Origin of the sequence: Vagococcus fluvialis, assembly GCF_003337315.1 — a bacterium.
Taxonomy (GTDB): domain Bacteria; phylum Bacillota; class Bacilli; order Lactobacillales; family Vagococcaceae; genus Vagococcus; species Vagococcus fluvialis.
In genome coordinates this window covers 1-23,971 of the sequence record NZ_QPJV01000011.1, presented here as the reverse complement: position 1 = coordinate 23,971, position 23,971 = coordinate 1, and the positions used below count along the sequence as shown (strand labels likewise).

At 32.0% G+C, this 23,971-nt stretch carries 25 protein-coding genes, 1 riboswitch and 1 other annotated feature; of the genes, 2 read left to right on the top strand and 23 right to left on the bottom strand.

Translation table 11 applies throughout. The features are described 5' to 3' along the window. Positions 1–12: 12 nt before the first annotated feature. The 12 genes from DFR54_RS10295 to parE all read right to left on the bottom strand — a co-directional run bounded on the left by DFR54_RS10295 (position 13) and on the right by parE (position 12,450). On the bottom strand, positions 13–369 hold the full coding sequence (locus DFR54_RS10295) for a hypothetical protein (RefSeq protein WP_126809078.1): 357 nt from the start codon (positions 367–369) through the stop codon (positions 13–15). Positions 370–388: 19 nt separating this feature from the next. Then, positions 389–724: a thioredoxin family protein gene (locus DFR54_RS10290; protein WP_206172108.1), complete on the bottom strand. Its 336-nt coding sequence runs from the start codon at positions 722–724 to the stop codon at positions 389–391. A gap of 63 nt (positions 725–787) precedes the next feature. Beyond that, the gene (locus DFR54_RS10285) at positions 788–1,732 is read right to left on the bottom strand and encodes a DUF1803 domain-containing protein (RefSeq protein WP_114290152.1); all 945 of its coding nucleotides are present in this window, start codon (positions 1,730–1,732) and stop codon (positions 788–790) included. 59 nt (positions 1,733–1,791) lie between these two features. After that, entirely contained in the window at positions 1,792–2,718 is a 927-nt protein-coding gene (locus DFR54_RS10280) for a manganese-dependent inorganic pyrophosphatase (protein ID WP_114290151.1), read from the bottom strand. Positions 2,719–2,778: 60 nt separating this feature from the next. Next, entirely contained in the window at positions 2,779–3,093 is a 315-nt protein-coding gene (locus DFR54_RS10275; protein ID WP_114290150.1) for a DMT family transporter, read from the bottom strand. 1 nt (position 3,094) lies between these two features. Then, on the bottom strand, positions 3,095–3,433 hold the full coding sequence (locus tag DFR54_RS10270) for a DMT family transporter (RefSeq protein ID WP_114290149.1): 339 nt from the start codon (positions 3,431–3,433) through the stop codon (positions 3,095–3,097). Positions 3,434–3,484: 51 nt separating this feature from the next. Then, positions 3,485–3,585, bottom strand: a riboswitch (guanidine-I (ykkC/yxkD leader). Positions 3,586–3,648: 63 nt separating this feature from the next. Next, complete coding sequence (locus tag DFR54_RS10265) at positions 3,649–3,903, bottom strand: hypothetical protein (RefSeq protein ID WP_114290148.1); 255 nt, start codon at positions 3,901–3,903, stop codon at positions 3,649–3,651. Positions 3,904–3,924: 21 nt separating this feature from the next. Then, positions 3,925–4,449, bottom strand: a complete 525-nt coding sequence (locus DFR54_RS10260) for a hypothetical protein (RefSeq protein ID WP_114290147.1) — start codon at positions 4,447–4,449, stop codon at positions 3,925–3,927. Positions 4,450–4,599: 150 nt separating this feature from the next. After that, on the bottom strand, positions 4,600–5,361 hold the full coding sequence (pflA, locus tag DFR54_RS10255) for a pyruvate formate-lyase-activating protein (protein WP_086343275.1): 762 nt from the start codon (positions 5,359–5,361) through the stop codon (positions 4,600–4,602). Positions 5,362–5,430: 69 nt separating this feature from the next. Beyond that, positions 5,431–7,677 carry a formate C-acetyltransferase gene (gene pflB, locus DFR54_RS10250; RefSeq protein WP_114290146.1) on the bottom strand — a complete coding sequence of 749 codons (2,247 nt, stop codon included), beginning with the start codon at positions 7,675–7,677 and terminating at the stop codon, positions 5,431–5,433. 291 nt (positions 7,678–7,968) lie between these two features. After that, a complete protein-coding gene (gene parC, locus DFR54_RS10245; protein ID WP_114290145.1) occupies positions 7,969–10,410 on the bottom strand; it encodes a DNA topoisomerase IV subunit A in 2,442 nt (813 codons plus the stop codon). 24 nt (positions 10,411–10,434) lie between these two features. Beyond that, positions 10,435–12,450, bottom strand: coding sequence for a DNA topoisomerase IV subunit B (gene parE, locus DFR54_RS10240; RefSeq protein ID WP_114290144.1), 2,016 nt, complete (start codon positions 12,448–12,450; stop codon positions 10,435–10,437). 515 nt (positions 12,451–12,965) lie between these two features. On the opposite strand from parE, the gene DFR54_RS10235 reads away from it, so the two are divergent. Then, on the top strand, positions 12,966–14,168 hold the full coding sequence (locus tag DFR54_RS10235; RefSeq protein WP_227258511.1) for an MFS transporter: 1,203 nt from the start codon (positions 12,966–12,968) through the stop codon (positions 14,166–14,168). Between the two features lie 21 nt (positions 14,169–14,189). Here DFR54_RS10235 and DFR54_RS10230 read toward each other — a convergent pair whose 3' ends face one another. From DFR54_RS10230 to DFR54_RS10185, 11 genes are all read right to left on the bottom strand, one after another. Beyond that, positions 14,190–15,731 (bottom strand): bifunctional metallophosphatase/5'-nucleotidase, encoded by a 1,542-nt coding sequence (locus tag DFR54_RS10230; protein WP_114290143.1) that lies wholly within the window; start codon positions 15,729–15,731, stop codon positions 14,190–14,192. A 12-nt stretch (positions 15,732–15,743) separates the two neighbouring features. Beyond that, positions 15,744–16,553 (bottom strand): phosphonate ABC transporter, permease protein PhnE, encoded by an 810-nt coding sequence (phnE, locus tag DFR54_RS10225; RefSeq protein ID WP_114290142.1) that lies wholly within the window; start codon positions 16,551–16,553, stop codon positions 15,744–15,746. Between the two features lie 15 nt (positions 16,554–16,568). Next, complete coding sequence (phnE, locus tag DFR54_RS10220) at positions 16,569–17,381, bottom strand: phosphonate ABC transporter, permease protein PhnE (protein WP_114290141.1); 813 nt, start codon at positions 17,379–17,381, stop codon at positions 16,569–16,571. Between the two features lie 2 nt (positions 17,382–17,383). Next, positions 17,384–18,136, bottom strand: a complete 753-nt coding sequence (gene phnC / locus DFR54_RS10215; RefSeq protein ID WP_114290140.1) for a phosphonate ABC transporter ATP-binding protein — start codon at positions 18,134–18,136, stop codon at positions 17,384–17,386. Between the two features lie 81 nt (positions 18,137–18,217). After that, positions 18,218–19,264 carry a phosphate/phosphite/phosphonate ABC transporter substrate-binding protein gene (locus tag DFR54_RS10210; RefSeq protein WP_114290139.1) on the bottom strand — a complete coding sequence of 349 codons (1,047 nt, stop codon included), beginning with the start codon at positions 19,262–19,264 and terminating at the stop codon, positions 18,218–18,220. 292 nt (positions 19,265–19,556) lie between these two features. Continuing rightward, positions 19,557–20,381, bottom strand: a complete 825-nt coding sequence (locus tag DFR54_RS10205) for an amino acid ABC transporter substrate-binding protein (RefSeq protein ID WP_114290138.1) — start codon at positions 20,379–20,381, stop codon at positions 19,557–19,559. Positions 20,382–20,401: 20 nt separating this feature from the next. After that, positions 20,402–21,025, bottom strand: coding sequence for an amino acid ABC transporter ATP-binding protein (locus DFR54_RS10200; protein WP_114290137.1), 624 nt, complete (start codon positions 21,023–21,025; stop codon positions 20,402–20,404). An 11-nt stretch (positions 21,026–21,036) separates the two neighbouring features. After that, on the bottom strand, positions 21,037–21,681 hold the full coding sequence (locus DFR54_RS10195) for an amino acid ABC transporter permease (protein ID WP_114290136.1): 645 nt from the start codon (positions 21,679–21,681) through the stop codon (positions 21,037–21,039). A 48-nt stretch (positions 21,682–21,729) separates the two neighbouring features. Continuing rightward, positions 21,730–21,971 (bottom strand) — a binding site (T-box leader). A gap of 66 nt (positions 21,972–22,037) precedes the next feature. Beyond that, on the bottom strand, positions 22,038–22,205 hold the full coding sequence (locus DFR54_RS13240; protein WP_167799802.1) for a hypothetical protein: 168 nt from the start codon (positions 22,203–22,205) through the stop codon (positions 22,038–22,040). Next, complete coding sequence (locus DFR54_RS10190) at positions 22,205–22,780, bottom strand: DUF1700 domain-containing protein (protein WP_114290135.1); 576 nt, start codon at positions 22,778–22,780, stop codon at positions 22,205–22,207. Before DFR54_RS10190 ends, DFR54_RS13240 begins: the two co-directional genes overlap by 1 nt. Further along, entirely contained in the window at positions 22,773–23,090 is a 318-nt protein-coding gene (locus DFR54_RS10185) for a PadR family transcriptional regulator (protein ID WP_086342739.1), read from the bottom strand. Before DFR54_RS10185 ends, DFR54_RS10190 begins: the two co-directional genes overlap by 8 nt. Before the next feature lie 163 nt (positions 23,091–23,253). Here DFR54_RS10185 and plsY point away from each other — a divergent pair, with 163 nt between their 5' ends. Beyond that, on the top strand, positions 23,254–23,886 hold the full coding sequence (gene plsY, locus DFR54_RS10180) for a glycerol-3-phosphate 1-O-acyltransferase PlsY (RefSeq protein ID WP_114290134.1): 633 nt from the start codon (positions 23,254–23,256) through the stop codon (positions 23,884–23,886). The last annotated feature ends 85 nt before the right edge of the window (positions 23,887–23,971 follow it).

Sequence of the window (23,971 nt, the reverse complement as noted above, 5' to 3'; positions counted from 1 at the left end):
TCATTTGTTTTTCTATTCTTTATCATCAAATATAGCTACAATACTGCCATCTTGTTGTTTAGAAGCACTAATTAAAAATAATTTTTTATCAGAATATTTTTGAATGTTATAACTATTGTCTTCTTGTTTTAATCCATTTAATTCATCAAATGAACTAATCGTTTCAACATATTCATACTTTTTAATTAGCTCTTTTATCTCTTGATCTAATTTTTCAAACTCTTTAGAGTCAATTTCCTCTACTTTAATGCTACCAGTATCAACAGCGACAACATCAGGTTCTTTACTTTTTACAAACTCATTGTATACGAAATACCCGCCACCACCTAATATGATTACCATAACAAGGATTGAAAAAAAATTCTTCATCAGATCACCTCTTCTTTTTTTAACTGTTTTTAATTCCATCTACGATTTTTTCTACTTGCTCAAAAAGTGTTTGAACAGGCACAAATCTAGCTTGTCTTAAATATTCTTTACCATTAACAAATAAAATCACCACAGGTACAGTCATAACTGAAAACTCACCTGCTACTTCAGGTATTTCAAACGTATTAACCTCATAAAAAGAAATATCCTCACTAAATACAGCTAACTTATTCTTAATTTGTGGTTTAAGACCATGACATACACTACACTCTGGATGTCCAAAATAAACAAATACTAATTCATCACTAGCTATATTTTCTTTTAACGTATTCATATTATTTACTTTTTCAAACATTTTTTCGCCTCATTTCACATTTAATTGTATTAAACATACAACCTCTTGACAAAGAAAATGCTTTTACCCCCAAGCTTGCAAAGTCTTAGGTAAAGATATAATATTATTTTCCAGTAACCAATTAAGTAAAATAGCACGAATTAAATAGTGACTTTCTTTCTTTTCTGTAATCAATTCTTCATTATACGTCATTAGCGACTCAAGTAAGTTATTCAACTCTACACACTCATCAGCTAAATTCACATCTAACATATTAAATTCGTAAAACTCATTATTAACAGAAATATATCCCATTGATAGTAAGGCTTCCATAAATATATCGGCTTTTTCTACAGGAATTTGTTTACCTCTTGATAATCTGCGAAGTTTTCTTTCAGAGTAGTTTATAAAGTAACTAGGATTTATATCTCCCAGAATATTTCTTAAATTAATAAAATCAATTGGTACATTCACTTGTTCTCTCTTCAAATAATTGAAAAAATCAGTTATATGATGATTATAGTGTGGATAATAACTGCCTAAAGAAATAAACTCACTTTTTTTACCTAATACTTTAGATAGTTTTATTGGTAGACTTAGCCACTGAACAGAGTTTTCTGTTTCCTCATAATAAACAACGTCATTTATTTCCTCAAAATTACCTAAGTAATGAATAACTTTAAAAGAATCTTTTTCTGTTTTTATCTCTTCAAAATCTTTTTTTATTTCCACTAAGTGAGAGTCTAAAAAAGTTTCACAATTTTCTTTTAAGTTTAGCTGATACTCTTTCGTTATCACTTCACCAAAAGCTGCGTATCTACCGTGATGTCTTGTAATTAAATGGTTTAACACTAAACTATCAATATATTCGTCTGTAATATCTTCATTAGGAAAAGCTCTTTTTAAGTCTCTTAAAGTAGCTTGACCCTTCTTATCTACTAAAAATTGTAAGATTTCTGAAAATCTAGATTCAGAAATCAAATCAATTTGTTTAGCTTTAATTTCATTGCCACTTATCTTAATAATCATGTATTATCACCTTTAAAAAAGAGGTTGTGACATACCTAAGTCACAACCTCTTAAATTGATTAGCTAAATGCTTTCGTTAATTGAGGAACTACTTGTTTTTTACGTGAAACAACACCTTCTAAGAAAGCAACATTATTTTCTAAGGTTACGTTAAAAGCTTCTTCAAGCTTTTCTTTAGGTTCACCAACTACAAGTGCTACAGAGTCACTATCTAAGATATTTGTAACAACTAAAACAAACATATCAAAACTATTAGCTTCATTTTGTTTAGCCATTTCTTCTTCTAATTCAGCTTGGCGACTTAAAACATCTTGTACATCTACTGTATTCACTTGTCCGATACGTAAGTTTTTATCTCCCATTGGGAAAGTTTTCGCATCTCCATCAATTAATTGTAAAGCTGTTTTATCACTTAAGTTAGTACCAGCTTTTAACATATCTAAACCATAAGTGTCTAAGTCAACATCAGCAATTGTCGCTAATTCTTTAGCTGCTTTAACGTCTTCCTCAGTACAAGTTGGTGATTTAAATAATAATGAGTCAGAAACAATCGCTGATAACATTAAGCCAGCAATTTCTTTAGGAATTGTAATTCCATGTTCTTTGTACATTTTTAATATAATTGTGTTTGTACAACCTACAGGCTCAGCTCTGTAGAAAAGTGGATTGGCTGTTTCAAAGTTAGCAATTCTATGGTGATCTACAACAGCTACTACTTCTAATTCTTTAATATCAGAAACACTTTGTTGAGCTTCATTATGATCTACTAACATTACTTGAGTAGTTTCACTTCCTGCTGTTTCAATCACACGCGGAGCTTCCACATTGAAATAGTTTAACGCATAAGCAGTTTCTTCATTTACATTTCCTAAAGCGACTGCCTCAGCATTAACACCTAATTGATTTTGTAAGTAAGCAAAAGAGATAGCAGATGTAATTGCATCTGTATCCGGATTTTGATGGCCAAAAACTAAAACTTTTGACATAATAATAATTCCTCCAATAACAATATCTTATTCTGATATTATAACATAGAATAAAGTTTTTTAAGAAATTAATTTTAATCCAACTGCAGCAATTAGAATCAATGAAATAAAGAAAATTCTTTTAATATCCTTTGATTCTTTATATAAAATAATCCCTAATATAGCACCACCTGATGCACCAATACCTGTCCAAACAGCATAAGCTGTACTCATAGGTAAAGTTTCAATTGAATAAGAAAGTAAAATAAAACTTAAAGCAAATATAACTATTAACTTAATAAGATTTTTAGTACTTTTTTGGTTTACATACTGGTTAATACTATTAACACCTAACATTTTAAATATTCCTGCTAAAAATAAACTCATCCAGGCCATTTTATTTACCTCCTCCTTTGATTTTATCATCAGATGATAATTTGAGTCCTATAACACCGACCAATAAAATTCCGACAAAAAAGAGTGTCATAAAACTCATAGGTTGGTTAAACACAAAAGCATCTACTAAAATAGTTCCAGTTGTTCCAAGACCAACAAAAACAGCGTAAACTGTTCCAACAGGAATTTTTTCTCCTACTTTAATCATTAAATAGAAACTAATAAAAATAGCGATAAGTGTACCTAACCATTCTAATGGATTTGAGGCGTGTTTCAGCCCAATCACCCACATCACTTCAAAAATTGCTGCAATGACAATCGATAGCCAACTGCGATTCATACCTATTTCCTCCTTAATTTACAAGAAAAAGCCCAGAAGATAATCTAAATCATCTCCCAGGCTTTTGTCCTTCCGTGTTTCGTAAGTTTCTACGAGCTTACTCTTGGACCAGACTAACGAAAAAACGTTACGGAACCCTAGTAAGTACTTTTTATTAATATCATTTGATTTTAGCACACTTGAAAAAGACTTCAAGTTTTTAAATCTGATGCTCATTAAATTTTTACATTTTTACTTTGAATAAAGGTAAAAACTAAATATCCCCCTGTTACTAAGAATAAAAAAATTCCCAGATACAGCAGAGTTGCCCCTAATGGATAATTAATAGCTACTTCTAACTGAATTCTTTTAAGCTCTTCTTTTGTTATTTGATCAAAATCTTGAATAGGTATCAAAATAGTTTGTAAAAAGTAACCTATGATTGTCATGATAACACTAATAGCAAACAACCACTTAACTACTAATTTCATAATTTTCTCCTTAAGATACAATTATTCTACTATTTGAATACTCGTTACATCTTCCTCACTAGTCTGTTTAGGATCACCTTCTGTTACATAAGCATCTTGAAAAACATTAATTTTAATTTTTGTACCTGATTTTAAAGTTTTAAAATCTATGTCTTTATTTTCACTCGGCTCAACAAAATAAATATATTCTTTACCAGTGCTCCCTTTATATAACTCATTGCTATCGTTTTTAACATTAGCAACTTTGACTGTCACTTGATAAAACTCAAGACCGCTATCAGGTTTATTAAATAAATCTATAATTTCTCCTGTTATTTCAACTTGTTCCTCGCCACTTTGAACTCGATTTTTCTTTTCTTCTAGTCGCTTTTCTTTTTCTTTGGCTAACCGTTTATTAGCTTCTGCTAATATTTTTTCTACATCTGAAGTATCTTCTACATCAGTAAAACTACTGTTTGCAGTTTCTGACTTTAGATTAGTTGTTTTACAAGCAGATAAAGAAAAAAGTAATATCGTACTTAAACTATAAAGTAGTATTTTTTTCATTTAAACCCATCCTTTTTGTTGGAATTAATAAGTAACGTAAGTTATTACTTTATTTTAGAAAACTTTTAACCAAATAACTCTTAATAATAGATATATTTAGAAAAACTTAATTTCAATAAAAAAAGACTGGGAAACCAGTCTTTCTAAAATCTATCTTGTTTGATATTTAGTATAATCTTGGACATGTAATAGGTCTTGAGCATTTTTCACACGGTCAGAAGTAGGTGGTTCAATTCCTTCTAGAGGGTATTTAAGCCCTAACTCTTCCCATTTGTATTTTCCCATTGTATGATATGGTAAAATTTCAACCTTATCAACGTTGTTAAGTGTTTTAATAAACGCATCTAAACGGATTAAATACTCATCATAGTCACTTCTAAAAGGAACTAAGACATGTCTAATCCAAACAGGTTTGTCGATACTAGATAAGTGTTTAGCCATTTCTAAAATGTTATCATTTGGATTTTTTGTCAGCTTTTTATGTGCTTCATTATCTATATGTTTAATATCAAATAATAATAAATCTGTGTATTTCATTAATTCATTAAACTGACTAAAGAAAGGCTCATCATAAGTAAATGGTCTACCACAAGTATCAATAGTCGTGTGAATTCCTTTAGCCTTGGCTTTTTTAAATAAGTCTGTAATAAATTCAGGTTGAAGTAAAGGCTCTCCACCACTGATTGTGATACCACCTTTGTCTCCCCAGTATTTTTGATAGCGTAAGGCTTCTTCTAAAATTTCATCTGTTGAAACTTCACGTCCACCATTAATCTTCCAAGTGTCTGGGTTATGACAGAATTCGCATCTCATACGACATCCTTGCATAAATACAATAAATCTAACACCTGGTCCATCTACAGTACCAAAATTTTCAGTTGAATGAATTCTTCCCATCACTTTTTCTGCCATCATCTACCATTCCTTATTAAAAAAGAGATGACTGAAAAGCCACCAGTCATCTCTTTAGTTATTATTTTTTTACATTTTGCTATGTGAAGTTCTAGCAATTACGTCTGCTTGTTGTTCCGCAGTTAAGTCACGGAATTTAACAGCGTATCCAGAAACACGGATTGTAAGGTTAGGATATTTTTCAGGATGCGCTTGAGCATCTAGTAAAAGATCAGTTGTAAAGACGTTCACGTTTAAGTGATATCCGCCATTATCAAAGTAACCATCCATAACGTTTCTTAAATTATCAATACGAGTTGTATCATCTTTACCTAAACCATTTGGATTAATAGTTTGTGTATTTGAGATACCGTCTAATGCGTTTGTGTAATCTAATTTAGCTGTTGAATTTAATGAAGCTAATAAACCATTTTTCTCACCTAAGAATTTTCCATCTTGGTAACTTGGGTTAGCACCAGGTGCTAAAGGTTTACCTGCACGACGTCCATCTGGTGTATTACCTGTAGCTTTACCATATACTACATTTGACGTAATTGTCAATAATGAAAGTGTTGGTGTTGAGTTACGGTAAGTATGTTGACGTTTGATTTGATCCATAAAGTATTCAACAATCCAGTTAGCCATTGCATCTGCTTCTTCGTTGTCATTTCCGTAAGTTGGGAATTCGTTTTGTGGTACATAATCAATTGCCATACCGTCTTCGTCACGAATTACTTTTACGTTACCATGTTTAATTGCCATGATACTATCAGTTGCATGTGAGATACCTGCAATACCTGTAGCAAATGTACGTTTAAGATCAGATTCCATGAATGCTAATTGTGGAGCTTCATAAGCATATTTATCATGCATGAAGTGGATAACATTTAATGTATTTACATATAATTCTGCTAACCAATCCATAATGTCTTTGTAGCGTTCCATGAATTCGTTGTAATCTAACGTATCACCTGTCATTGGACGATATTTTGGAGCTACTTGAGCTTTAGTTTTTTCGTCAACTCCACCGTTAATAGCATAAAGTACTGCTTTAGCTAAGTTAGCACGAGCTCCGAAGAATTGCATATCTTTACCCATAACTGTTGCAGACACACAACAAGCAATGGCACAATCATCTGATCCCCAGTTAGCACGTAATAAATCATCATTTTCAAATTGAATTGATGAACTTTCTTTAGCGATTTTAGCTGAGTAAGTTCTAAATCCTTCTGGTAAATGTGAAGAGTAAAGAACTGTTAAGTTAGGCTCTGGAGAAGGTCCCATGTTTGTTAATGTATGAAGAATACGAAAGTCACTCTTAGTTACTAATGAACGTCCATCAAGTCCCATACCTGCAATAGATAATGTTGCCCAAATTGGATAACCTGAGAATAATTGGTTATATTCAGGTGTACGAGCAAATTTAACCATACGTAATTTCATAATTAAATGGTCAATCATTTCTTGAGCTTCTAATTCTGTAATAACACCGTTTTGTAGGTCACGTTCGATATAAATATCTAAGAATGCTGATACACGACCAATTGACATTGCCGCACCATTTTGAGATTTAATTGCTGCTAAGTAACCAAAGTATGTCCATTGAATAGCTTCTTGAGCATTTTTGGCTGGAGCTGAAATATCAAATCCGTAATAAGTTGCCATCTCTTTAATATCGATTAACGCTCTGATTTGTTCAGAAACTTCTTCTCTTAAACGAATCACGTCATCAGTCATTACTTTGTTACCAATTAATGATAAATCTTTTTTCTTTTGTTCTACCAAGAAGTCAATTCCGTATAATGCTAAACGACGGTAGTCACCGATAATACGTCCACGTCCATAAGCATCTGGAAGACCTGTAATAATTTTGTTCTTACGAGCTGCTCTCATTTCTGGAGTGTAAGCATCAAATACACCTTGGTTATGAGTTTTTCTCCAGTCAGTGAAGATTTTTGTCATTTCATCATCAGTTTCATAACCATTAGCTACTAATGAATGATTAGCCATGTTAATACCACCAAATGGCATAAATGCTTGTTTCAATGGTACGTCAGTTTGTAATCCAACAATTTTTTCTTCTTCTTTCATTAAGTATCCTGGCTCATGAGAAGTAATTGTTGCTGGAATATTATTATCCATGTCGTACACACCATTTTTTTCGTGTTGTACTTCAAATAATTCTTGTAATCTTGACCATAATTTTTCAGTGCTTGCAGCAGCAGGCTCTAAGAAACTGTCATCACCTTTATACTCAGTGTAGTTTTTTTGAATAAAATCTCTCACGTCTACGCTTGTACGCCATTTGTCGCCTTTAAATCCATCCCAATGTCCCATAATTGAGAAGCCTCCTTGTTGTTGGTTGTTTTTAAGTTTTAATTGAACTCTTTTACATGCTCAGTATAACACATACACAACAACTTGCAAGTGTTATAGTGAAAAAAATATTTATCTTTTATATTTATTTAATAAACTAACATAAAACCTATTTATATCAACGTTTATATATGTGAAATTAATTTTAATCACTGTTATATTCTTACTTTTTTCTGTACTATAACAGATTGTTTTTTTTAGCTTTGATATATAACAGAAAAGAGATGTTCTTAAAGAACATCTCTTTTAATCTTATTCAATAATCTCTGTAAATACCTCTTTAACAGAACCATCTTGTTTCTCATCTATAATAAATGAGCCATTAGATTGTCTATCGTTTATAGGTAAATCTTTGTAATTCACTTGGTAAACTTTATTATTCTCAGCAACTATGTGAATCATTTTATTATCTTGATTTTTCACAACTGAAAATACTCGGTGAGGATTTGATTTTAATTCTCTTAAAACCATTAACCCACGTTTCGCTCGTCCAAGCTTACTTAATTCTGAAACTTTCATACGTTTAATTGAACCACGTTGAGTCACAATTGTAATTGTCACATCTTCTCCGCGGTCTAATATCAGACCATCTACTACAAAGTCATCTGCTTTTAAATTAATAGATTTTACACCAGCAGCTCTAGCACCAACAACTGGTACCTCATCTAAATCATAATAAAGTCCAAATGCCATATTCGTAACAAGTAGTACATCCTTATGACTATTTTCTTCGATTAAATCTGCTGCAATGATTTCGTCTGTATCTGTCTTAAGTTTAATACATAATGTAGGTCGACTCTTATAAGTACGCCAAACATCAAACTCCTTCATTTGAGTTCGTTTGATCATTCCCTCTTTTGTCACAAAAACAAACTGTTTAGTTTGACTAATTTCTGAGTATGGAAAGACTGCTACAATATTCTCTCCCATACCTAATGATGTAATAGATAAAGAGAAATGTTCTCCTACATCTTTCCATCTCTTATCAATTAATTCATGAACTGGGCGATAAATCATATTCCCTTTATTCGTGACAATCAATAAATGATCATGAGTATTTAATTGAGAGCTAAAAATTAGGCGGTCAGTTTCTTTCATCTCAATCGTATCTTCTTTAGAAGCTGAATAGGACCTTAAGCTACTGCGTTTTGCATAACCTTCTTTAGTAATACTTACCATAACATCTTCTTGAGGAATTAAGACAGCTGTTTCAATGGTAATTTCAGCAATTTCATCTTCAAGTTTAGTTAATCGAGGTGTTTTATATTGTTTCTTAACTTCTCTTAACTCTGTTTTCATGACATTTAGTAATTCTTTTTCATTATTTAAAATTAATTGTAATTTAGCAATTAATTCTGATAATTCTTTACTCTCTTTTTCAAGAGCAGTAATATCAGTGTTTGTTAATCGGTAAAGTTGTAAAGATACAATAGCTTCTGCTTGTTCTTCAGTAAAGTCATACTCTTTTACTAAATTCATTTTTGCATCTTTTTTATCCTTACTGCCTCTAATAGTTGCAATGACTTGATCTAAAATTGATAAAGCTTTAATTAAACCACTAACAATATGCTGTCTATTTTTAGCTTTTTTTAAATCAAATTCACTTCGTTTTCTAATAACGTCTTTTCTATGATCAATGTAGGCATCTAAAACTGTTTTTAAGCCAACTTGTTCTGGACGTAACTTATGAATAGCTACCATGTTAAAGTTATAGTTAATTTGAAGATCCGTATTTTTAAACAAGTAATTTAAAATACCTTCAGCATCTACTTCTTTTTTCAGTTCAACAACAATTCTTAAACCAGTTCTATCACTTTCATCCCTAACTTCAGAGATTCCTTCTAAACGACGGTTTAATCTTAACTCATCCATTTTTTTAACTAAAACAGCTTTATTAACTTCGTAAGGAATTTCAGTAATAACAATTTGTTCTCTACCAGCTTTTAAAGGCTCAATAGCTGTTTTAGATCTTAAAATCACTTTTCCCTTACCTGTTTCATAAGCTTTTTTCAGCTCTTTTTTCCCTTGTAAAATACCACCAGTTGGAAAATCAGGTCCAGGAATAAATTCCATTAATTTATCTAAACTGGCATTAGGATGATCAATTAAATAAACTGTTCCATCAATAATTTCCGCTAGGTTATGAGTTGGAATTTCTGTTGCATAACCTGCAGAAATTCCTGTTGAACCATTCACTAAAAGGTTAGGATATTTTGCTGGTAAAACAGTTGGTTCTTTCTCAGTGTCATCAAAGTTCCAAACAAAATTAACTGTTTCTTTTTCAATATCAGTTAATAATTCGCCACTTAATTCCGAAAGACGAGCTTCCGTATAACGCATAGCAGCTGGTGGATCCCCGTCCATACTACCATTGTTTCCATGCATCTCGATTAACGGGTTTCTTAATTTCCAGTCCTGACTCATACGAACCATTGCTTCATAAATACTGCTGTCACCATGGGGATGATAATTACCCATGATATTACCAACAGATTTAGCTGATTTTCTAAATGCTTTTTCAAATGTATTGCCATCTTTATTCATTGAGAATAAAATACGACGTTGTACAGGTTTAAGACCATCACGAATGTCTGGTAACGCACGATCTTGAATTATATATTTTGAATAACGCCCAAAACGATCACCCATGATTTCTTCAAGGGTTAGTTGTTGAACTCCTTGTCGTTCACTCATTCTTTTTTCTCTCCTTCATTGCTATTAATCAAATAGACTAAGTTCTTGAAAGTTTTCTCCTTCTGGTTTCACTTCTTTTAAAGTGGCTTTTGGTTCTGTACTTTCTAAGATACTACTATCTTCATCTAAAGAGAACTGAACATTTTTTTCTATCCAACGTCTTCTTGGTTCTACCTTGTCGCCCATTAAAGTTGTCACACGGCGTTCAGCTTTTGCCCCGTCTTCAATCATTACTTGGATTAAAGTTCTTGTTTCAGGATCCATAGTTGTTTCCCATAATTGGTCAGCATTCATTTCACCTAATCCTTTATAACGTTGTAACATATAACCTTTGCCCATTGATTTTGTAACTTCTTTTAACTCCTCATCTGTCCAAGCATACTTAATTGTAGCCTTTTTACCAGTTCCTTTTTGAAGTTTATATAAAGGAGGTAAAGCTATATAAACTTTTCCAGCTTCAACTAAAGGCTTCATATAACGATAGAAAAACGTTAGAAGAAGTACTTGAATATGAGCTCCATCTGTATCCGCATCGGTCATGATAATCACTTTATCGTAATTACAATCCTCAATATCAAAGTCGGCACCAACACCAGCGCCGATTGTATAAATCATTGTATTGATTTCTTCATTTTTTAGAATATCTTGTAATTTAGCTTTCTCAGTATTAATTACTTTCCCTCGAAGTGGTAAAATCGCTTGAAATTTTCGATCTCGTCCTTGTTTAGCAGAACCTCCGGCAGAATCTCCTTCCACTAGATATAGTTCATTCTTTTTAGGGTTACGAGACTGAGCTGGAGTTAGTTTACCTGATAATAAAGATTCACCTTTACGACGTTTTTTACCATTACGGCTGTCTTCACGTGCTTTTCTAGCTGCTTCTCTTGCTTCTCTTGCTTTTATCGCTTTTCTAATAAGCATTTGAGACATTTCACTATTTTCTTGTAAAAAGAAAACTAACTGATCGCTAATCACATTCTCAACTACACTTCTAGCAATCGGCGTCCCCAATTTCCCTTTTGTTTGTCCTTCAAATTGTAATAAATTCTCAGGAATTCTTACAGAAATAATAGCTGATAAACCTTCTCTAAAATCGCTACCTTCTAAATTTTTATCTTTATCTTTTAAAAGCCCTGCTTTTCTTGCATATTCATTAAAAGATTTTGTTAAGGCTGTCCTCATACCAACTTCGTGAGTTCCACCATCTCTTGTCCGTACATTATTAACAAAAGATAATGTATTTTCTGAATAGCCATCATTATACTGACAAGCAAATTCAGCTTCAATTCCTTCTTTTTCACCTGAGAAATAAATGACTGGTGTCAAAGTATCTTTATCTTCATTTAAGTAAGTAATAAATTCTTTAATACCTTCTTCGTAGTAGAAAACATCCTCTTGTCCATCTCGCTCGTCTTTTAAAGTTATTTTAATTCCTTTTAAAAGAAAAGCTGATTCTCGGAGTCTCTCAGCTAAAATATCATAAGAAAAAACAGTGGTTGAAAAAATTGTTTCATCTGGTTTAAATGTAATTAAAGAACCATTTTTCTTCTTAGATGATTTGATTCGTTTTAGTTTACCGTCTGTATGTCCGCCGCCTTTAAAATTTAAATGCACTTCCTCACCGTCTTTAACAGTTTCAACTTTTAAAGAGCTTGATAAGGCGTTAACAACACTGGCGCCAACACCATGTAATCCACCTGACGTCTTATAGCCACCTTGGCCAAACTTACCACCAGCATGTAACACAGTGAATATAACTTCAATTGTTGGCTTCCCAGAAGCATGAATCCCTGTTGGCATTCCTCGACCATAGTCGCGAACACTAATACTGTTGTCCTGATGAATAGTTACATCTATCTCATCACCATATCCAGACAATGCCTCATCAACAGCATTATCAAATATCTCAAATACTAAATGATGTAGACCTTTTGAATCTGTTGATCCGATATACATCCCAGGTCTTTTCCTTACAGCTTCTAAACCTTCTAAAACCTGAATAGACGCATCATCATATTGTCTTTCAATTTTTTTCGACATATAAAAACTCCTTTGCTTCTCTTCTATGTAAAACGCATGTTTCCGACTATATAATAGTACTTCAAAAAATTTTTAAGTTAAAGTATATTTTTTTAAGAGAACAAAAAAAAACAACTTGCTAACAAGTTGATTGCTCTCATCTATCTATCTCTATTTTATACTAAAAACACAAAACTTGCAAAACTTCCTTTAAAAATAAGAAAAGGCTCTTTTAAAATTTTCTTTAAAGAGCCTTTTCATTCTAGTTTTTTATTATATCAGAATCTCCTGTAATAATGATAATAAACCTAACTTTTTCATACCTTCGCTCCCAACATATCTATTAACTTTTTTTATTATATGTTTCCATTATTTTTTTCACAAAGGATTTTAGTCTTATCTTTTACTAAGGTCATAAAAAATAACTGTTTAAAAATAGCTCCATTTACATAAAAAAAGCTTTTCACTACCTATATTTATAGTGTATATTTAGTTATAGACTTTAAATCATATGTCATAAGAAGGGATGATTATCTGTGACTAAAAAATCAACACCAACTAACTTAAATATCTTATTAGGCTCTCTTTTTTTAGGCTATGTAATGGTTTACTTCGATAAACTATCAGTTGGTATTTCTATTGTATCCATTAGTAAAACAATTCCCATGTCAGAAAGTACAAAAGGACTTATTTTAAGTGCTTTTTTTATTGGCTATGCATTAATGCAAATACCAATGAGCTTTGCCATTAATAAATTCGGTGCCAGAGCTGTTGTAATAAGCTCCATCAGCTTAATCGGAACTTTTGATTTTTTATTTGGACTCAGTCAAAGTGTGCAAATGCTTCTTGCTGTAAGACTACTTACAGGGATGTTTGCCCATTCTGGATACGCTTCTGCTTCTAGTAAAGAGGTGATCGATAATTTTCCTCTTAATAAAAGAACATTCGCTAAAGGTATTTTAATTTCTTCTTCAGGAGTTGCTGGTGTGTTTGGCCCGATTCTTTTATCTCCAATTATTGAAATTAAAGGTTGGCGTTATGCTTATGTGTTATTAACTGTGATGTCACTTATTATTGCCATTATTATTGCTTTTTCAATTCCTAGAAAAAATAAAGAGATGAGTGAAACAGATCAAACAGAAAAAATATCTATTTTCTCTGTTTGGAAAAATCCAACTATTTGGATTTTGTTTACAGCAGCCTTTTTTATTAATAATTTATTATATGGATTAAATAATTGGCTCCCTACTTTCTTAACCTCTTACCGCGGCGTTAGTTTAACTCACTCTGGGATGATTAGCTCTGCTGTTGGCATCTTCGCTTTACTTGGCGCTATTGGTGGTGGTTATATAGTCAGTCGATTCTTTTTCGGCAAAGACCGTGAAGTCATTTTTGGAACATCAATTATTGGAGCTATTCTTGTTTTCTTAGCCTATTTTGTCCATAATCCTTATAGTTTTATTGTTGTCCTTGGACTTGCGACATTATTCCTCACTCTTGCTTTTGTTACATTAATGGCCATTCCTATGAAACTATTTAATGGTAAGACATTTGCTCCTAGTTATTCAACAATTGCTACAGGAGGTATTATTGGTGGGGCTTTTGCGCAAATTGTGATTGGTTTCTTAGTTGAAATGAGTGGTACCTTTTTAACTGCCTTTATTTATTTCCTAGTTTTAGGCCTGTTAACAGCTTTTAGTATTTTCTTTATAAAATTAAAACCACAAGCTATCGATTAATTTCGATAACTTGTGGTTTTTTTAATAAATTAATTTAAAGTTTGTTGGTTGAATAGGTTCAATAACTGGATTTTTTTCTAAATAGCCTGAAATTAATTCAGTCATGTCAACTGTCACTTCTTTAATTATTTTTTCTGCGCCAAACATCGCATAATCTCCACCACCAACAGCACGGTATTGATTCATAACAACTTCAAGTGACTGATTTGCTTCAATCTCTTTCCCTTCAAAAAGAAGTTCAACAATCCGCTCCCCTTTTGGCTTAGAGATATCAATTGTGTAATCAATGCCACTATATATATCATAATTATAATGTTCAACTTTAGGTTCTAAGAATTCTTTACTAACAACAATTTCCGCAGAATCATTTAAATCAAAATAGCTAGCACTTCTTTCAAGGGCAGATTTTAATTCTGAACCTGTTACTTTTAAAACAGCCAAGGTATTTGGATAGATATAGTTAGTTACGATATCACGCATACTAATTGTTTCACCAAACCCTTTACCATTATTATCAAAAAGAGCTGTGCCAGAAATAGCTACACCTGTTGCATCTCTTTGAACATCTTGAATAAATTCAATATAAGGATGACTCTTTTGTCTAACTACCATAGGGTCCGTAATTTTCATATCACCATTTACTTTACCTAACTGTTTATCAAGCCAGACTTGAACATTATTTAACAGTGGATTAAATCTTTCGACTAACTCTTTATCTTCTTCATAAGAATCAATTGTTAAAAGTTCTGCTGATGTTGATTCAATTTGCTTTTCTTCATTCAAAACAACATCTACTTTGGCTAAGTAACGACCTTTGTCTCCTGGTTGAGTAACAGGAATATTATTCTCAACAGTAGAAATCACTCGATGTTGATGACCAGTTAACAGTACATCAATTCCAGAGACTTCATGTAGTAAATCATATCCTTCGTTTTCACCAGTTAAGACTTCAGTAGCTTCTCCAGTAACTATATCTTTTTCAAACCCACCATGATAACTAACAACAACTATATCTGCTAACTCTCTTAATTTAGGAACAAATTCTTTAGCAGTTTCAACAGCTGATTTAAAGACCAAATTTTCAACAGTTGCAGGTTGCTCCCAATGAGGAATATATTGTGTTGTTAGACCAAGAACAGCAATTTTAACACCATTTCTTTCAAGAATAACGTAAGGATGGCCAGTTAAAAATTCACCAGATTTTTTTAAAATATTAGCACATACTATTGGATAATCTAATTTAGCAATTGTTTCTTCTAAATAGTCTAAACCATAGTTAAATTCGTGGTTTCCTAAAACACCACAATCATAACCAACAGCATTCATTACATCAGCCATAGATCCTTGTTCTTTATTTTTAGCTAAATAGTAGCTAAAAGGAGAACCTTGTAAAAAATCACCATTGTCTATTTTTATGACAGGAATTTCAGCTTTCTTTTCAATTTCTTTCATCTTAGTAACGACTTTAGTTAAACCAAAACCAAGAGATTGATTGGTTTCACGAAAATCTGTTGCATATAAATAACCATGTGTATCACTTGTAGATAAAATCGTTAACTTCATTTTTTAACACACCTATCCATTAACTAGTTTATTTCTTAATTTATTTGAAACAAATTCAACGATTAAAATTAATACAATTAAACCGATTAAAATTGATCCAACTTGGTTCCAACGATATGAGTTCATCGCAAAGATAAGTGGAGAACCAATACCACCTGCACCTACTAAACCTAAAATAGTTGCATCTCTTAAGTTCATATCAAAACGATAAATCGTAATGGAAGAGAAATTAGCAATTAATTGAGGGATAATACCAAAACGAATTTTTTCAAAAGTTGTACATCCCATTGAATCCATTGCTTCTAAAACACCACGGTCAATGTCTTCGATAACATCAACATAAAGTTTTGACACCATTCCAATTGATGTCAGTGACATTGTCATCGCTCCAGCAAAAGGACCAGGGCCTGTTACACGAACAAACATTAATCCATAAACAAGAGCAGGCACTGTTCTAATAACAATAACTAAAAAACGTGTTGTTAAATAAACAGGTTTTGGAACAATACTTGGTGCCATTAAAAAGGCAACTGGAATAGATAAAATTGCTCCAAAAATAGTTCCAATAAACGCAATACAAATTGTTTCAAATAATAAATAGAACACACCTTGGTTCGTAAAGTTCCATAATAATTCCATATCAGGTGTTAAAATCCCCTGAATAATTTTACTTGCTATTTTCCAACCACCATCATCAACGGCGTTAAACTCAATTGCCGATAAAGACCAAACAAAAGCTACCACAATGATTGTCGTTAGAATCAAATATTGAACTTTCTTAGAAGGTTCTTGTTTTAAAGTTGCTTCTATTTTTTGATTCATTTTTTTCTCCTTTACCTATTGTAACTTCTTACGTGCAAATTCACTAATTGATTCGATAATCGCAACTGAAACAATTAAGACTACTAAGATTGTTCCAACATTTCCATATTCACGCCAACCTAATTGTTCGTTTAAGATAATACCTAAACCACCAGCTCCAACATATCCTAAAATTGAAGCATATCTTAAGTTACCTTCAAAGTTAAAAAGAGTCGTTGAAAGGAAGGTAGGTAAAATTTCTGGAACAACTGCATAGCGGAATGCTTGGAATCTAGTTAATCCCATAGACTCTAAAGCTTCAAATGTTGACATATCTAGTGATTCAATTTGTTCATAAGTAAGTTTTCCTACATAAGCAACAGTAAAGATAAAGATAGCTAATGTCCCTGCCATCGTCCCTAAACCGAACACAAATGTTGCAATTAATGCTGTTACAATAGTAGGTAATGTTCTTAAAATACTAAATAATAACTTAAAAAAACCGGTAACGATTTTACTTGAAACAATATTAGCAGAAGCTAACAAGGCAAGTGGTACAGAAACAATTGCCCCAACTAATGAACCAAGTAAAGACATTTTAATCGTATCAAATAACGGACCCCAAACACGGTTTAAAAAGTCTAAATTCGGTGGGAACATCCCTTTTAAAATAACGAAGAATTGATCTCCACGAGTGACTAGAGCAGTCCCGTCAAATTTAGTTACTTTCATTGAAATCACAGTAAATACGACAAGAATCAAAATAACTAAAGGTACAACTGAAGGTTTTTGATAAACCGTTTTACCATTAGATAACTTAATCTCTTTTCCTTTCCATAGTGAGTTCATGATTATTTACCTTCCTCTTTGTCAGTCAAATATATTTCATCTAATACGTCTTGAGTAACATTTTCAGATGGACCATCATAGACCACTTCACCTTTTCTAACGCCAATTACACGATCTGCATACTCTAATGCTAAATCCACGTGGTGAATGTTAATCAAAACGGAAATATTTAAATCTTTGTTGATACGTTTAAAGTCGTCCATAACTACTTTTGCTGTGACAGGATCAAGAGCAGCAACTGGCTCATCTGCTAAAATAACTTCTGGATTTCTTGCTAATGTTCTTGCTAAAGCAACACGTTGTTGTTGTCCACCTGATAATTGATCCACACGAATATAAGCTTTATCAAGAATTCCAACATTGTCTAAACTCTCTAAGGCATTAATTTTTGCTCCTTCTGGGAAAATGCCGAAAATTCTTCTCCACCAAGACAATTCTGGCACAGAAGAAATTAATACGTTTTTAAGCACAGTGGCTCTTGTTATTAAGTTAAATGATTGGAAAATCATCCCAATTGTTTTTCTAAAGTCCCGAACTTCTTTTCCTTTAATGCTAGTCACATCTGTACCGTTAACTGTTAAAGTTCCATCACTGATATCATGCATTCTGTTAATACAACGAATTAATGTTGATTTTCCTGCACCTGATAAACCAATAATAGCAACAAATTCACCTTGTTCAATTTCTAAGTTAACATCTTTTAATCCTACATAACCATTTGGGTATGTTTTTTGGACATTCTCAAATTTAATCATAATATTCCTTTCTTAAAAATAAACTGTCGCTATTCTTAATGAATAGCCACAGCTCATTTTCTCTATTGCAAAAATAGTTTATTATTGTGCTTCTTGGATTAATTTTTGTGCTTTACGTTCGTTATCGTAGTCAGCAGATGTTGCTTCTTGGTATCCTTCATGACTATAGATTGCGATAACTTCTTTACCTTTTTCACTGTTACCAATGTTGATAAATGCTTTTTGTAAAGCTTTTTTCAAGTCATCATCCATAACTTTAGAACTTTTACTTACAGAAATTGTATCATTGTAGATAGCTGGAGTAACACCAATTACGTTAGTTTCATCCCAGACACCTTTTTCACGGTTATATTCTTTAGTCCATGCTTCTTCAAAGTCACGACGAGCATCAGCGTAAGCTAAAACAACATCTACTTGACCAGCAGCTAAACGAGCGAATGCACTACCGTAAGAATCAGATTGAACGATATTTTTTAATTCAGATAAGTTTTTATCATAGTTTTCTTTTAACCATAGACTTGGGTAAATGTATCCTGCAGGAGATGAAGAACTCATAACACTCCATGATGCACTATTAATTTCGTCCCATGTTAATTTTTCACCAGCGTTAACTTTTTTAGCTAATTCTTGACCTTTTGCTGAAGGACCAGCAATCATTAATGCACGGTAAGAGTTTGCTTGTTTGTCAGTTGGCGCAGTTGGTTTGTTGTCGTTCCATTCTTTTGCATCATCAGAATCGATTGAAAGACCAGCACGAGTTGCAGTTAAGATAACTTCTGCTCCATCATCATATAATACGTAAGTTCCACCAGGGATGAAACCAACATCTAAAGTACCGGCAGATAATGACTCACCTACAGCTTCAAAGTTAGTACCAACAGTGATGTCGATATTTTTAACATCGTAACCTTCTTTTTTCAATTCTTCCTTCATTAAATCTTTTAAAGGATCTGTAGCAGAAACAATCTCTTCAGGATCACGTGATGGTACAAAACCAACTGATAATTTATCAACAGTTTTTAATCCATCCTCAGCTTTTTTATCTCCCTCAGTTTTACCACTTCCACAAGCAGTTAATGTTACAGCTAAAGCTAAAACTCCAGCATATTTAAATACCTTTTTAAACAATGAAACTTCCTCCTTAGAATACTAAATCTCGTACGTTTCGTACTTTTTAAAGTATATCACTCGTTATATAATAATTCTACGGAGAAATTAACAAATCCGAATATTTTACAAAAATAACACCTATTATTTACATTAATTTTATTTAAGCCTAGTTTTTCGTTATTTATTCTAATTTTTTTTTAATACAAATAATCGTTTTGTCATATAATCAATGTTGTAAGTGATTACATTCTCAAACTTTTATTTTAATTTCACAAAATTTCATTGATAATTACAAATAATTATCATCTTTTTATTCCGTTAATACTCTATTTTCTCCGAACCATTTCTCACTAACCTTAACAGAACTTCCGTCTTTGTATGCTTTTTGTAAAGCATCATTTAGTTGTTTAACTAATTCTGTTTCGCCTTTCTTAACACCAATAGCAAAATTTTCATTTTCAAATTCACTTGGAGCAACAGCAAACTTCTTACTATCTTTTTGTTGCGAAATATAATATTCAGCAAAAACTTTATCAATTAATAGGCCATCAATTCGTTTAGCTTCTAAGTCAAGAAAAGCTTCTGTAAAAGTTGGGTATAATATTGCTTCTTGATCTTTAACAAAATCTTTTAACAACTCAGGATTATCTTCAAAAGAGTCTGCTCCACTAGAACCTTCTTGAGCACCAATGACTTTATCTTTCATATCTTTAAAAGTTTTAATACCTGAGTCACTTAAACTAACTAAAACTTGTTCATTAGACAAATAGTTCATTGTAAAATCAACTTTTTCTTTTCTAGCATCTGTTACTGTATAACCGTTCCAAATGACATCAATTGTCCCGTTATCAAGTTCTGTTTCTTTAAGAGTCCAATCAATTGGTTGGAATTTAGCTTTGATACCAAGCTCCTTAGTTACTTCTTTAGCTAAATCAATATCAAAACCTACTATATTATCTTTCTCATCTCTAAAGCCCATTGGAACAAAAGTATCGTCAATCCCAATCACTAACTCATTTTTTTCTTTAATATCATCCCACTTACTTGCCTTTGTTTTTTCATCAGCATTCCCACAACCTACTAAGACAAGCGAGAGACCTAAGACTGTACCACCAATTTTTAATAATCGTTTCATTATATTTCCTCCTTTATATTTTATACTGGATTAACTTCAATTAAAGTATCCGATATTTTTTTAGCAAATGATAAATCATGAGTTACAACCACTTGGGTCATACCCTCTTCTTTTAACTCCATAATTGTTTCTGCAATACTATCTACTAAAAGTGGGTCTAGAGCACTTGTTGGCTCATCGTAGCAGAGAAGCTTTGGTGACATGATCAAAGCTCTGACAATGGCAACACGTTGTTTTTGCCCTCCAGAAAGTTGTGATGGGTATTGATTAACTTGTTCTTTCAAACCAAACTTCTCTAATAACTTAAGAGCTTCTTCATCAATTTGTTTTTTATCTTTTTTCTTTGTCATTTTAGGGGCTAAAGTAATATTTTCTAATACTGTAAAATGTGGAAATAAATTAAAATCTTGAAATACAAAACCTATATCTCCTGCTATTTCTGAAAACTTCAACACACTATCATTCATCCAAACTTCACCAGAATCAGCTGTTTCAAGACCTGCTAGACATCTCAACAAAGTTGTTTTTCCTCCTCCAGAAGGACCAACTAAAGTTAAAATTGAGTTTTCAGCAATGGATACATTCACATTGTCTAAAATTTTTTTATCTCCAAATGATTTAGATAAACCTTTGATTTTTATCATGTTTTTCCCTCCTAAGCTTGAATACCTCTTCTTTTTTCAATCATTCTTAATAATAAAGTAACAATGCCTGTTAACAATAGGTAAATAACTGCTACCACTAAAAGAGGAACAATACTTGCTTCCCTTTGCATGGCAATTCGCCCTGCTTTCATAACTTCACTTAAACCTAAGGCATAGATCAATGAGGTATCCTTAACTAAAGTAATAATTTCATTACCAAGAGATGGAAATGTAATATTAAACACTTGAGGAACGATTACTTTTCGAATCGTTTGTCCCTTTGAGAGTCCTAAAACAAATCCTGCTTCGTATTGACCTTTAGGAACAGATTGAATACCACCACGGATGATTTCTGCAAAATAAGCAGAATAATTAATAACAAAAGCAATCAAAACTGCCACTACTCGATTTTGAATCGTTAATCCCATAAGTGGAAAACCAAAGAAAACAAAAATCATTTGTAACAATAATGGCGTACCTCTAATTAACCAAATATAACTTGCGACTACCTTTCTTAAAATTTTTGATGAACCTGTTCCAATAAAACCTAAAATAATACCAATAGGTAAGGAAAAGACTAATGTTAAAACAAAAATATAAATTGTCATCTTACTACCTTCAATTAATGAAGGTAAGACTTTAAGTACTAAATCCATTTTATTTTTCCTCCTTAAAAACAAAAAAGTCCCCTTAGCATAAAATGCTAAGAGGACGATAACTAAACGTTTCGTGGTCCCACCTCAATTTATTTCATTCATCAGAACAAAATATCTCTGTCAGTTTTTTTAACTGATCACTTTAACGGGTGATAAGACCGGCATGCCTTACTTAATTTTTCAAGCACACAACTAGAAAGTATGTTTCGATTAACTTCTTGCCTTTTCACACCAACCAAAGACTCTCTTAAAAGAAGGACTAATTTACTCGTTTTCATCATCGCTTTAATCTTTTTGTAATTTATTTCTAATAAATTTATCATCAAAAAGATTAGTTGTCAAGAATAAAAACTTTTTTATTTAGGTAAAGAAATAACTTGATACCACCTCTTATCATTTGTTTGATATTTTTCCATATTGAAACCACTCATTGAGTAGCCCAAACAAGTAAGGCCAAATCCTAGTATTAACATGATAACACTAACTGCAATTAATTTTTTTACAACTTCTTTAGATTGTAACATTAGAAGATTCCACCTTTCCATGAAAAGACTTTTTGTAATGTGTTTATTATTTTTTTAGAAAAGACACCTACATACTTAGTTGAATAAACAGTGCCAAGTAAGAGTAAAATACCGACTGCTGTTGCGATTAAAGCCACGCCAAGTTGAGTAACAATATAAAATAATTGTTGATTAAATACTAAACCTGCTAAGCTGACAATTCCTGTTAGCAAACCACCGAAACTTAAAGCTCCTAGAATAAATGGACCACACCACAGAATAATTAATCCTGAAAATAATAACAAAATAATTGAAATTAAAATTGAGCCCCAAAGTGGTGCTCCAACAATTAATAGTACAATCAACATCGGATTTCTTTTTACTGCTAATGTTTCTGTTAGTCCGTTTTCGTCTTTAATCGTTTGAACAATTTGGTCAATTGAATCTAGTTTATTCAATGCTTCTAACTCCGTATATCCATCCTCCATATAATCATTAATTATCTCATCATAATAATTAATATAGGTTGTAAAATTTTCGATTTGTTGTTGTTTTAATTCTTTCTCCAACGATAGTAAAAAATGTTCCTTAGTCATTTTCCGACACTCCTTTTATGTAATTAAAAATTGTTTCAACTTCTTTCCATGAAACAACAAACTCATTCAGATTTTCAATGCCATTTGGTGTAATTTGATAGTATTTTCTAAGTCTTCCATTATGTTCAACAGAATAAGAAGATACTAATTTGTTTGACTCTAATCGCTTTAAAATTGGATATAAAGTAGATTCTGAAATTGGTAATAATGATTCCATTTGTTTAATAATCATATACCCGTATGACTCTTCTTCTTTTATAACTGCAAGTACGCAATAATCGAGGACCCCTCGTCTTAATTGTATATCCATATAATACCTCCTTACAAGTTATACTAGACGTCGCGTAGTATCATGTCGTCAATGGTATTTTAAAAAATCACACTTAAGACTTATTACTCAACTTATCATGACTCGATATTGTCCCTTCTTCCAATTCGTGGTAAAATATTTTTTAGCCTAAGGAGGTTTTGTATTGAAAATTGTTATATTTTTTCTTATCGCATATTTATTAGGGTCTCTTCAATCAGGTGTTTGGATTGGGAAATTATTTTATCAAAAAGACATTAGACAATTTGGAAGTGGAAACACAGGTACAACTAATACCTTTCGAGTTCTTGGAAAAAAACCAGGTACTGTTGTTTTATTTTTAGATATTTTAAAAGGAACATTAGCAACAGCTTTACCTATCTGGTTTCATATTTCTATTAACCCACTATGGTTTGGCGTTGCTGCTATACTAGGACATACTTTCCCAATATTTGGTAAATTCAAAGGTGGAAAAGCAGTAGCGACAAGCGCTGGCATGTTACTTGCCTATAACCCATTATTTTTTGTGTATTCAGCAAGTATTTTTGTTATTTTTCTATTTATTACAAGTATGGTTAGTCTATCAAGTATTATTAGCGCAATTTTAATTACTTTATCAACTGTCTTACTACCGATTATTTGGCCGGCAATTTTACCACATCAAGATTGGTTACTTACTCTTCTTGCTACTGGTATTTCAACCTTTATTATTTATCGTCACAGAGATAATATTAAACGTATTAAAAACGGTACAGAAAGTAAAATTCCATTTGGATTAAACAAAAAAAAGGCTCTATAATTTAAAGGACTGATGAATCAAATTTTGATTCATCAGTCCTTTTTTAGTTTATTTAAATATAAAACATGTCGTCTATCTAGTAAAA

Coding starts and splice junctions, on each gene's coding strand:
- phnE (WP_114290142.1), bottom strand. CDS start 16,553: ATGAATCAAAAAATAGAAGCAACTTTAAAACAAGAACCTTCTAAGAAA.
- DFR54_RS10270 (WP_114290149.1), bottom strand. CDS start 3,433: ATGAATCGCAGTTGGCTATCGATTGTCATTGCAGCAATTTTTGAAGTG.
- DFR54_RS10205 (WP_114290138.1), bottom strand. CDS start 20,381: ATGAAACGATTATTAAAAATTGGTGGTACAGTCTTAGGTCTCTCGCTT.
- DFR54_RS10290 (WP_206172108.1), bottom strand. CDS start 724: ATGTTTGAAAAAGTAAATAATATGAATACGTTAAAAGAAAATATAGCT.
- pflB (WP_114290146.1), bottom strand. CDS start 7,677: ATGGGACATTGGGATGGATTTAAAGGCGACAAATGGCGTACAAGCGTA.
- phnC (WP_114290140.1), bottom strand. CDS start 18,136: ATGATTAAATTTGAGAATGTCCAAAAAACATACCCAAATGGTTATGTA.
- pflA (WP_086343275.1), bottom strand. CDS start 5,361: ATGGCAGAAAAAGTGATGGGAAGAATTCATTCAACTGAAAATTTTGGT.
- DFR54_RS10265 (WP_114290148.1), bottom strand. CDS start 3,903: ATGAAATTAGTAGTTAAGTGGTTGTTTGCTATTAGTGTTATCATGACA.
- DFR54_RS10230 (WP_114290143.1), bottom strand. CDS start 15,731: ATGAAGTTAACGATTTTATCTACAAGTGATACACATGGTTATTTATAT.
- parE (WP_114290144.1), bottom strand. CDS start 12,450: ATGTCGAAAAAAATTGAAAGACAATATGATGATGCGTCTATTCAGGTT.
- DFR54_RS10285 (WP_114290152.1), bottom strand. CDS start 1,732: ATGATTATTAAGATAAGTGGCAATGAAATTAAAGCTAAACAAATTGAT.
- DFR54_RS10190 (WP_114290135.1), bottom strand. CDS start 22,780: ATGACTAAGGAACATTTTTTACTATCGTTGGAGAAAGAATTAAAACAA.
- DFR54_RS10275 (WP_114290150.1), bottom strand. CDS start 3,093: ATGGCCTGGATGAGTTTATTTTTAGCAGGAATATTTAAAATGTTAGGT.
- phnE (WP_114290141.1), bottom strand. CDS start 17,381: ATGAACTCACTATGGAAAGGAAAAGAGATTAAGTTATCTAATGGTAAA.
- DFR54_RS10295 (WP_126809078.1), bottom strand. CDS start 369: ATGAAGAATTTTTTTTCAATCCTTGTTATGGTAATCATATTAGGTGGT.
- DFR54_RS10185 (WP_086342739.1), bottom strand. CDS start 23,090: ATGGATATACAATTAAGACGAGGGGTCCTCGATTATTGCGTACTTGCA.
- DFR54_RS13240 (WP_167799802.1), bottom strand. CDS start 22,205: ATGTTACAATCTAAAGAAGTTGTAAAAAAATTAATTGCAGTTAGTGTT.
- DFR54_RS10260 (WP_114290147.1), bottom strand. CDS start 4,449: ATGAAAAAAATACTACTTTATAGTTTAAGTACGATATTACTTTTTTCT.
- DFR54_RS10280 (WP_114290151.1), bottom strand. CDS start 2,718: ATGTCAAAAGTTTTAGTTTTTGGCCATCAAAATCCGGATACAGATGCA.
- DFR54_RS10195 (WP_114290136.1), bottom strand. CDS start 21,681: ATGGATTTAGTACTTAAAGTCTTACCTTCATTAATTGAAGGTAGTAAG.
- parC (WP_114290145.1), bottom strand. CDS start 10,410: ATGAGTGAACGACAAGGAGTTCAACAACTAACCCTTGAAGAAATCATG.
- DFR54_RS10200 (WP_114290137.1), bottom strand. CDS start 21,025: ATGATAAAAATCAAAGGTTTATCTAAATCATTTGGAGATAAAAAAATT.